The sequence below is a fragment of the Streptomyces sp. GC420 genome, from assembly GCF_009916105.1.
In the GTDB taxonomy this organism is placed as follows: domain Bacteria; phylum Actinomycetota; class Actinomycetes; order Streptomycetales; family Streptomycetaceae; genus Streptomyces.
In genome coordinates this window covers 1-7,954 of sequence record NZ_JAAAXQ010000359.1, presented here as the reverse complement: position 1 = coordinate 7,954, position 7,954 = coordinate 1, and the positions used below count along the sequence as shown (strand labels likewise).

6 protein-coding genes, 1 tRNA gene and 1 pseudogene are annotated in these 7,954 nt (G+C 69.9%); 5 read left to right on the top strand and 3 right to left on the bottom strand.

Annotated elements, in window-relative coordinates; genetic code table 11:
• Window positions 1–186: 186 nt before the first annotated feature.
• Together GUY61_RS30940 and GUY61_RS30935 are read left to right on the top strand one after the other, a co-directional pair.
• Window positions 187–260: transfer RNA gene (locus tag GUY61_RS30940), tRNA-Ala, on the top strand.
• 396 nt (window positions 261–656) lie between these two features.
• Window positions 657–1,166: an MFS transporter gene (locus GUY61_RS30935; protein ID WP_166633560.1), complete on the top strand. Its 510-nt coding sequence runs from the start codon at window positions 657–659 to the stop codon at window positions 1,164–1,166.
• 419 nt (window positions 1,167–1,585) lie between these two features.
• Here the strand turns inward: GUY61_RS30935 and GUY61_RS30930 are convergent, their stop codons facing one another.
• Window positions 1,586–2,065 (bottom strand): hypothetical protein, encoded by a 480-nt coding sequence (locus GUY61_RS30930; RefSeq protein WP_166633559.1) that lies wholly within the window; start codon window positions 2,063–2,065, stop codon window positions 1,586–1,588.
• A gap of 1,026 nt (window positions 2,066–3,091) precedes the next feature.
• Between GUY61_RS30930 and GUY61_RS30925 the strand changes: the two genes are divergently transcribed.
• From GUY61_RS30925 to GUY61_RS30915, 3 genes and pseudogenes are all read left to right on the top strand, one after another.
• The gene (locus GUY61_RS30925) at window positions 3,092–3,409 is read left to right on the top strand and encodes a hypothetical protein (protein WP_243766873.1); all 318 of its coding nucleotides are present in this window, start codon (window positions 3,092–3,094) and stop codon (window positions 3,407–3,409) included.
• A 137-nt stretch (window positions 3,410–3,546) separates the two neighbouring features.
• A complete protein-coding gene (locus GUY61_RS30920; protein WP_166633558.1) occupies window positions 3,547–4,986 on the top strand; it encodes an ABC transporter permease in 1,440 nt (479 codons plus the stop codon).
• A gap of 191 nt (window positions 4,987–5,177) precedes the next feature.
• Window positions 5,178–5,555 (top strand): annotated as a pseudogene (locus tag GUY61_RS30915) (VOC family protein); the annotation flags it as partial.
• A 435-nt stretch (window positions 5,556–5,990) separates the two neighbouring features.
• On the opposite strand, the gene nadE reads toward GUY61_RS30915, so the two are convergent.
• Window positions 5,991–6,956: an NAD(+) synthase gene (gene nadE, locus GUY61_RS30910; RefSeq protein ID WP_166633556.1), complete on the bottom strand. Its 966-nt coding sequence runs from the start codon at window positions 6,954–6,956 to the stop codon at window positions 5,991–5,993.
• Window positions 6,957–7,003: 47 nt separating this feature from the next.
• Complete coding sequence (locus tag GUY61_RS30905) at window positions 7,004–7,552, bottom strand: hypothetical protein (RefSeq protein ID WP_166633555.1); 549 nt, start codon at window positions 7,550–7,552, stop codon at window positions 7,004–7,006.
• Window positions 7,553–7,954 lie beyond the last annotated feature (402 nt).

Genomic DNA, 7,954 nt, shown 5'->3' with positions numbered 1-7,954 from the left:
GCGCCGACGGAGGTGGCGAGGTCGCCCTGGCCGTCCTTGCCGGAGAGCTTGATGAAGTCGGCGCTGAAGATGCCGTCGCCGCCGACGAGGACCGCCCGCGCGCAGCCAACGAATGACCCGCCCGTCGTGCCCGGTAACGGATTTCCGGGCAGCCCACCGGGGGTGCTAAGGTTTCACCCGTTGCAAGGGCCTGTGGCGCAGTCCGGTAGCGCACCTCGTTCGCATCGAGGGGGTCAGGGGTTCGAATCCCCTCAGGTCCACAGCACGGCCGTTCTTGAGTTCGCTCAAGCTCGGTTGACGAGATCCCGCCGATCTTCATGATCGGTCGGGATCTTTGTCGTTTCCGGGGCCTGTTCGAGGCTGTTCGGGGTGGTGGATGGCGGCGGTTCTTGTGCGTGGCCGTGTTCGTGTGCTGCGGCACTCTGCTGAAGGCAGCCGCGAGTTCGGCCCCCATCTCACGTTGACGCTGCTGGGGACGATCGGCTTTACGGGCGTAGAAGTCCACGCCGCACGCACCCCTGACGCCGCAGCAGTCTCATCCGCGCCAGCGAAATCCATCCGCTCTCCCCAACCAGACGACGCCGCAAGCGCATCGTTAGGCATCGTCGGCAACGCCAGACGTCGCAGACAGCCAAATGACAGCCCACATCCGGGAGTTGGCCAAGCGGCTGCCAGGCGTACCGCACGGCGCTCTGCCGACCGCCGATGACGGAAGTCTTGTCGCGCTCCTGCGTGACAACGCCGACTTCCGACGCCTCTTCTGCGCTTCCGCTCTCGGCCTGACCGGTGACTGGCTCACTTTCGTCGCCCTCAGCAGCTTCGTTTACCGCCATACGGGTTCGGCGGGCTGGACAGCGCTGCTGTTCGCCGTCAACGGCCTTCAACTCGCGACACCCGACCACATCCGCGGCCGTGTCATGGTCCTCGTCTTCGGCCTCTCCTCCGCTTTCCAAGGTGTGTCGTCTCTCGCGGCGGCACCTCTGGCCGCGTCCGTCGGCCTGCCCGACACCACCCGGCTTCTCGCAGGGCTCGCCGTTGTCTACGCCATCATCTGGACGATCGGTGTAACACGCACGGGGAGCGCACGAAGCCCGTCGAACCGGGCATCGCCCACAAGGACACTGCCGACCTCACGCACTGACCCTGTCAAGAACATGCTCACCTGAACCCGTGGGGGACAGGCGGTCGGTTCTCACTGTCCTGTTCCTCGCCCACCCGGCCGTCCCAGCTCGGCGTCGGTCTGTGGCTCGAGGGTGCCCCGTACCTGCGAAGGTGATCCAGCAAGTCTCCCGGACAGTGTCGAGGAGGTACCAGATGCGGCCGCCGCCGGTCACTTCAATCTGCCACTGTTCGCAGGTCTGTCCGCGATGGGTGCCGTGCGCCAGACTGCCCTTCAGCCGGTGGTGGCGGGATGTCTCGGTGGTCGGCCTGGGGGTGGTGCGCATAGTGATCCAGGCGCGGTAGGTGTTCTCACGGGCCTGCTGGGCGAGGCTCTCCCAGCCCTTGGCCGAGGCGGCGTCAGCGAAGCGGACTTCCCACTGGCCGTCTGGTGCTGGTGGTGCGGCGCGATCGCCGCGGCTCGCGGTCATGCGACGTCCCGAGGGTCTGGCACCGGGCCGTAGTCCTCACCGTGATCCCGGGTCAGTGCGGCCAGCAGTTCGGGGTCGGAGTAGATCTCGGCGGTGTGCTGCCAGGCGATGATCAGTTGGGCGACGGACGCGCTGTTGCCGAGCGAGTCGGCGGCGCGCATGGTGTCGACCAGTTCGACGGCAAAGGCGTGGAGGTCGGGCTCGGGCAGGAAACGTACCCAGGGGAAGGCGTCCGGCAGTATGTCGAGGAGCAGTTCCATGCTGCCGGGCTCCCGGCGCGCCATGGCGGCCAGCATTCTGGTGGCTGCCGACACCACGGTCTGGTCCTGCTCGGCCCGCGCCGCGGTGGTGAGGACCAGGTCCTCGCCGTCTCTGCGGTGCAGGAGCAGTTTCGGCGATTCCTGGAGCCGGGCAAGCGTCTGCTTGTTCTTGTTCACCAGCTCGGAGAAGTTCACGGCTGCATTCTCGGTACCCATGACTTCGAAACTACTTCGAAACTCTCCCTGGTGTCATCACCCGAAAGAGGGGCGCAGGGCAGTGGGCCGGTAACGCACACCTCGCGGGCGGCCGATCACGGGCAACCGGTTCCGTTCGCCGCTGGGGACCGATCTTCGAGGGCGCGGGGAACGATCTTCAGGGCCTCTTGTCGCCGCACGTCAGCCCCATTCGTGACCACCCCACAGCAGCTCAGAGCCCCGGTCGGAGAAATCCGACCGGGGCTCTTTGGTGTCGTACAGCAGCGAAGTACGGCAACCGGTCCGGGTCTTGCTCGGACTCGCAGCCGACGAAAGGGCCGCGGGCTAGTGCCGCGTCGGTCGGGGTTTGCCCGCTGAGGAGCGGCGTCCGGTGCCGGGGGCACCTCCCGCCGGAGGCGGGGGGAGCATCGCAAGGCGGCCGGAAGCCCTCGTAGTGGGCCTGCTCGGGCATTCGGCCCACGCAGCGTGGGGGTACCTCCCGCGCCCGGAGGGCTGCGGGGGAGTGCCGTGCAGGGCGTCGCGACGGGGCGAACCTCGGCTGACACGGCACTAGAGACCGTCGCGCTCGATCGGCGTGCCGTCAGGTCGCGGGGTGCGGAAGCGCGACGGCCCCATGGCGTCCAGAGCCCTCCCCGGATCCGCTTCCCGCCCCGCGAGGTCGGGCGGTCCGTGTGGGTCTCGCGTACGCGATGGCAGTCGCACCTTGGTTGTCTGCCGCAGGTCCGCATCCAGCCGTGGCACTTCTGAGGGCAGTGGAAGTCAAGGAGAGGTGAAGCGTGAGCAAGATCATCTCTGCGTGGTGGTCTCTGTGTGCTGATATATGCCTTATGGGAACACTTTTCGAGTGATCGGATCCTCCTTTCGTGTTACGTTCCCGGGCGGCTCTGACAGCACCATGACCAAACAGAGCCGCCAGTCAAAACGGGAGGAACAACGCGCAAGTTGGCAGTCGGCCTTCTCACGGTCGGCCTATTCGTCGGCGGTGCGGGAACCGCCATGGCGGTCACCTGGCACAACATTGCCACGATGGAGACCGCTGGGGCGGAGTTCAACAGCGGGAAGTATGCGTGGTGGCCCGCCGGTACCAATCACGGTGGCTTCGAGTGGAAGGGCAACCTCAAGGACGCCAACCACGGTGACGGCCACAACGTCTACATGCAGGTGAAGGTCGAGGGGTACGACTGGAGCCGCTACAACGGCAAGCAGAAGAAGACCGTCCCGGTGGGTGCCCTGAACTGGGCGGCTCCGCAGCGTTACACCGATGACGCCGACATGCGTGTCTGCCGGGACCGTGGCTCGCCGCGGCCCGACAACTGCTCGCCCACGAAGCACTTCGACAGGTAGAGCCGCATCCGGTGACAACCGCGGGCCCGGGAAGGACCAACCCGGGCCCGCCTCGCTTTGACGCGCTCCTCAACGAACTGATGAGCCGCGCGGGGCTTCCTGCCCTCAGGTGGTACCCGGCCGACGGCGTTCCGTCCGTGCCGACCGTCGTTGTCTGTCTGATCGGCTGCCCGCTCCTGGCGTGGTTCGTCGGCCGGGCCGGCGCGCGGCGTGCGGCCGCCGACCCACTCGGCGTACGCCGGACCGCGGTGCCGCGGCCGCCTCGCAAGTGGGGCGGCCTGCTGCTGGTGACCGGTCTCGGGATCGTGTGCGGCTACTGCGCGACCGGGCTGACCGACCATCCCGCGACCAGTGACGGCCCCTCGGCGCTGCTCGTCGTCTCGGGTGTCCTGCTCACCGGGGGCGGCCTCGTCCTGACCCTGCCCTGGCTCTCCGCGGTCCTCGCGCGCAAGATCGCGGGTTCCACCGGCTCCCTCACCCTCAACCTGGCGATGCGCCGCAACGAGGTCGAGCCGGGCAGCACCATGCGGGTCGTGACAGGGCTGGTGCTCCTCGTGTACGCCGCCTCGCTGGCCCAGGGCGTCCTGATCGAGCTCGAGCAGGTCACCCGGCCGAGCAAGCCCACCCAGGACTACGCCATGGACCTGTCCCGGCTCACCGGACAGCAGCGGGAGGAACTGGCCTCCGTCCCCGGAGTGCGTGCCCACGCCCTCACCATCGAGTCCGACGCCGACACCGACGGCACCAGTGCGGATGTCGTGCCCCGGGCCACCGCCCTCGTCGCCGACTGCGGGCAACTCGCCCGGATGGTGAAACACGCGGACGGCTGTGTGGACGGCAAGGTGATGCGCCTGGTCAATCCCGATACCGGGACGGACCCGGGAGTGCGGCCAGGAGCCACTTTCACGTACCGCTTCAGCGGCGAGGGGTCCGAGAACACCTCCGTCACTCTTCCCACCGACCGCATCGTCCTCGACGCGTTCGATCCGTCGGCAAGCGGCTCCGCGGACGTCCTGATCCCGCCCTCCGCGCTGCCCGCGAAGGCAGATCCGGCCGCAGGGCTGTACATCCTGGTGGGTGACTCGGACCCTCAGGAAGTTCGCCGGGTCCTCGACGGCATCGGTACCGTCGCCCCCACCGCCGAGGTCGACCCCCTCGGGGTGAACATCCAGGGCATGCAGCAGATCGCCGTCGTCAAGACACTGCTCGCCCTCGGCATGATCATGGGGCTGGTCATCGGTGCGGCGGCCTTCCTGGTCTCCGTCACCGACCGCGCCGTCGAACGCAGACCCCAGGTCACCGCCCTCGCCCTCATGGGCGCGCGTCCCCGCACCATGCGGGCCGCGCAAAGCCTCCAGGTGGTCCTGCCACTGGCGGCCGGTCTGGTCCTGGCTCTGGTCACGGGAAAGCTCGCGGAGTCGAGTTACCTGGTCACCGGGGGAGGCGCCGTCTTCTGGGACGTCGCCGGTGTCCCGCTGCTCGCGCTCGCGGCACTGGGCGTGGTGGCGGTGGCGACCGCGGGGACGCTGCCGCTGGTCGGCCGGTGCATCGACCCCGAGTTGATCCGCCGCGACTGACGGGCACGTGAGCGGGCGGGCGGGCGGCGCCGGCCGTCCGGGCCGTGCCGGTGGTTCCGGTCGTGCCGGCTCAGCTCCGCTCCGTGTCCGCTCCGTGTCCGCTCCGTGTCCGCTCCGCTCTCCGCCGGCTCGGGAAGGCACGACCGGAAAGGAGATGGAGGCCGGTCGCCCGCCCGGACATAGTGACGGGCATGGCTTCCCTGGTGAGACACATAACCATCGACTGCGCCGACGCCTATGGGCTCGGCAGCTTCTGGGCCGAGGTCCTCGATGCTCCGCTGGCAGACGACGACCACCCGGGCGACCCGGAGGCACTGGTCGAGGCGCCGGGCGCCGCGCTGCTGTTCGTGACGGTTCCCGAGCGCAAGGCAGCCTCCGTCAAGAACCGCGTGCACGTGGATCTGCAGCCCCAGGACCGCACCCGGGACGAAGAGGTCGAGCGGCTGCTGGCGCTGGGCGCCACTCTCGTAGCGGACCACCGCCGCGCCGACGGCGCCGGCTGGGTGACGCTGGCCGACCCCGAGGGCAACGAGTTCTGTGTCGAACGCGGCGCCGCCGAACGCGAAGCCTCGGCCTAGCCGGACAACAGCGCCGGGTCGGGGCCGAGTTCACCGGCCCCGCGGCCCGGCTTCCGTTGCGGCGGCATGCCTCCTCGGGTGCACGGGTTCTCCAGTGCGCCGTGCCCTCCGCGCCGAACCCGGCCAGGCCGAGCAAGGACCCCAGCAACAGGCGCTCCGTACTCGGCCGTTCCGTGCCGCCGACGAACATCACCATCACCGGGACGCCGAGAGCGGGGAGAAGCGCCCAGACCCCCGTCCACCACCGGCCCTTGCGGGCCCGAGTGATCGCGGAATACGTCGGGAACGAGTCCGCCGGGCGGGGGTGTGCCCCGGCCCGGCGGACCGTCGGCTCGGCCGCGGCCGGCACCGTGACCGCAGGCCCGCAGGCCCGCAGGCCCGCAGGCCCGCAGGCCCGCAGGCCCGCAGGCCCGCGGGGCGGGGGCCTCAGCGGGCGAAGCCCGTGCTGCGCAGGCGGGGTCCCGGCGGGGACTGGCGGCGTTTGAAGGCCGCGCGGTCGATCATGTTGAGGACGCGGTCGACGACCGGCGGGGCGAAGCCTGCGGTCAGCAGCCGGCGGCGGCTCAGGCCGCGGTCGACGTAACCCTCGATGATCGCGTCGAGCACGTTGTACGGCGCGGGCAGGAGCTGCGAGTCCAGCTGGCCCGGAGCCAGTTCGGGGCTCGGCTCCTTGGTGAGGATCTGCGGCGGGACGGGCGCGGGCACGGTGTGGGTGTTGCGCCAGCGGGCGAGCTGCCAGACGAGGGTCTTGGGCACGTCCTTCAGGGGCGCGAAACCACCGACGGAGTCGCCGTAGAGGGTGGTGTGGCCGAGGGCGAACTCCGTGCGGTTGGTGGTGTTCAGGACCAGCCTGTCCTCCTGGTTGGAGACCGCCATCAGGACCACCGCACGCATCCGCGCCTGTGCGTTCTCCCGGGACCGGCCCCGCTCGTCGTCGAGGGGGAGGAGGGAGTGGAGCGCGTCGACGAGGGGCTGGATCGGGATCGTGCGCAGGGCGACGCCCGTCCTGGCGCACAGCTCGGCGGCGTCCTGGCGGGAGTGCGGCGTCGAGCAGTCGCTCGGCATCGAGACGGCGAGGACGTTGTCGGCGCCCAGCGCGTCGGCGGCGAGGACCGTGACGACGGAGGAGTCGATACCGCCGGAGAGGGCGACGACCGCGGTGCGGAAGCCGTTCCGGCGGGCGTAGTCCTGCGTCGCGATGACCAGGGTGCGCCACAGGCCCCGCTCCGTGGGAGCGCGGGGCGTGGACTGGGGGCGGATGCGGTGCCGGGCGGTGGCGATACCCGGGGCGCCGCGCGGGGTACCGCGCGGGATGCCCTGCGGGGTGCCGGGGTCCGGCACGAGACGGTGGTGCTCTGTGCTGTTCGGCTTCAACTCCAGGTGCTGGGACATGAGTTCCTCCCTGCGGGCCGGGGCGGACTCGACTGGGGGGGATGTGCTCAGAGTGCGCCCATCAGCATGTTCGCCGGGCACTTCGGGTCCGGGCTGAGGAAGAAGCCGTAGAAGGCGTGCCGCCACTCCTCGGGACCGATCGTCCCGTCGTGGTCGTTGTCGAGGTGCTCGAAGAGCGGCGCGCAGTCCGGGTCGGGGACGTCGCCGAGGGCGGCGAGCATCCGCGTGAACCCGGCGTCGTCGATGGTTCCGTCGCCGTCGGTGTCGGCCACGGCGAAGTAGGCGTCGGCGATCGGGGCGAGTTTGGCGCCGGCGGCTATCCGGTCCGACATGACGCGCTTCTCGACGGAGACCAGGAAGGTCGCCTCGTCGATGCGCTGCTCGCCCGTACCGTCCTTCGGGGCGATGAAGTGCGTCCAGAAACCCTCGGCGACGGCCCGGGTCCTGCGGCCCTGGTCGCTGTCGAGCGAGACGCGGTGCGCCGCGAGGAGCCGGTCGGCGGCCAGTCCCAGATCGGGCTTGGCCAGAAGCCGGTCCCGGTCGGTGTCGAGGACTTCGAACCACCGCAGGTACTTGCGGGTCCTGACTTCGTCCATCGTTGATCACCTCGCGTGGCATTCCAGTCGGGTTTCCGGTGCGTCGCGCCTCCGTGACTTTCCGTGATCACCTGAGCGCTCCTACGAACGTACGGCCGGGACGGTCGCGGCGGCATGCGCGCTTGGGCCGTTCGGGTGAAGGGGGAGCGGCCGGAAGCCGAAACCCCGCGGCCCTCACGGCTGTCGGCGCGTCGTGTCGTGCGGTGAGGCCGGGCCGTCGGGGTACGCGGTTCGCGTGACCGGAGGGCGCACAGGAGCAAGGACGGCGGGCGGGCGGCCGTCGAAGCGGCGGTCCGCCTCCGGCAATTCTTACGGAACGCGGACGTCCGGTACTGGTCGGGACGGAGGCGGGGCAGGTGTCAGCGGGTGGTGCGAAGCTGGGTACATGCACACAGAGTCACC

Bases quoted from the DNA above. Each gene is read 5' to 3' on its own strand.
- GUY61_RS30930 (WP_166633559.1), bottom strand. From the start codon at position 2,065: ATGGGTACCGAGAATGCAGCCGTGAACTTCTCCGAGCTGGTGAACAAG.
- GUY61_RS30925 (WP_243766873.1), top strand. From the start codon at position 3,092: ATGGAGACCGCTGGGGCGGAGTTCAACAGCGGGAAGTATGCGTGGTGG.
- nadE (WP_166633556.1), bottom strand. From the start codon at position 6,956: ATGTCCCAGCACCTGGAGTTGAAGCCGAACAGCACAGAGCACCACCGT.
- GUY61_RS30905 (WP_166633555.1), bottom strand. From the start codon at position 7,552: ATGGACGAAGTCAGGACCCGCAAGTACCTGCGGTGGTTCGAAGTCCTC.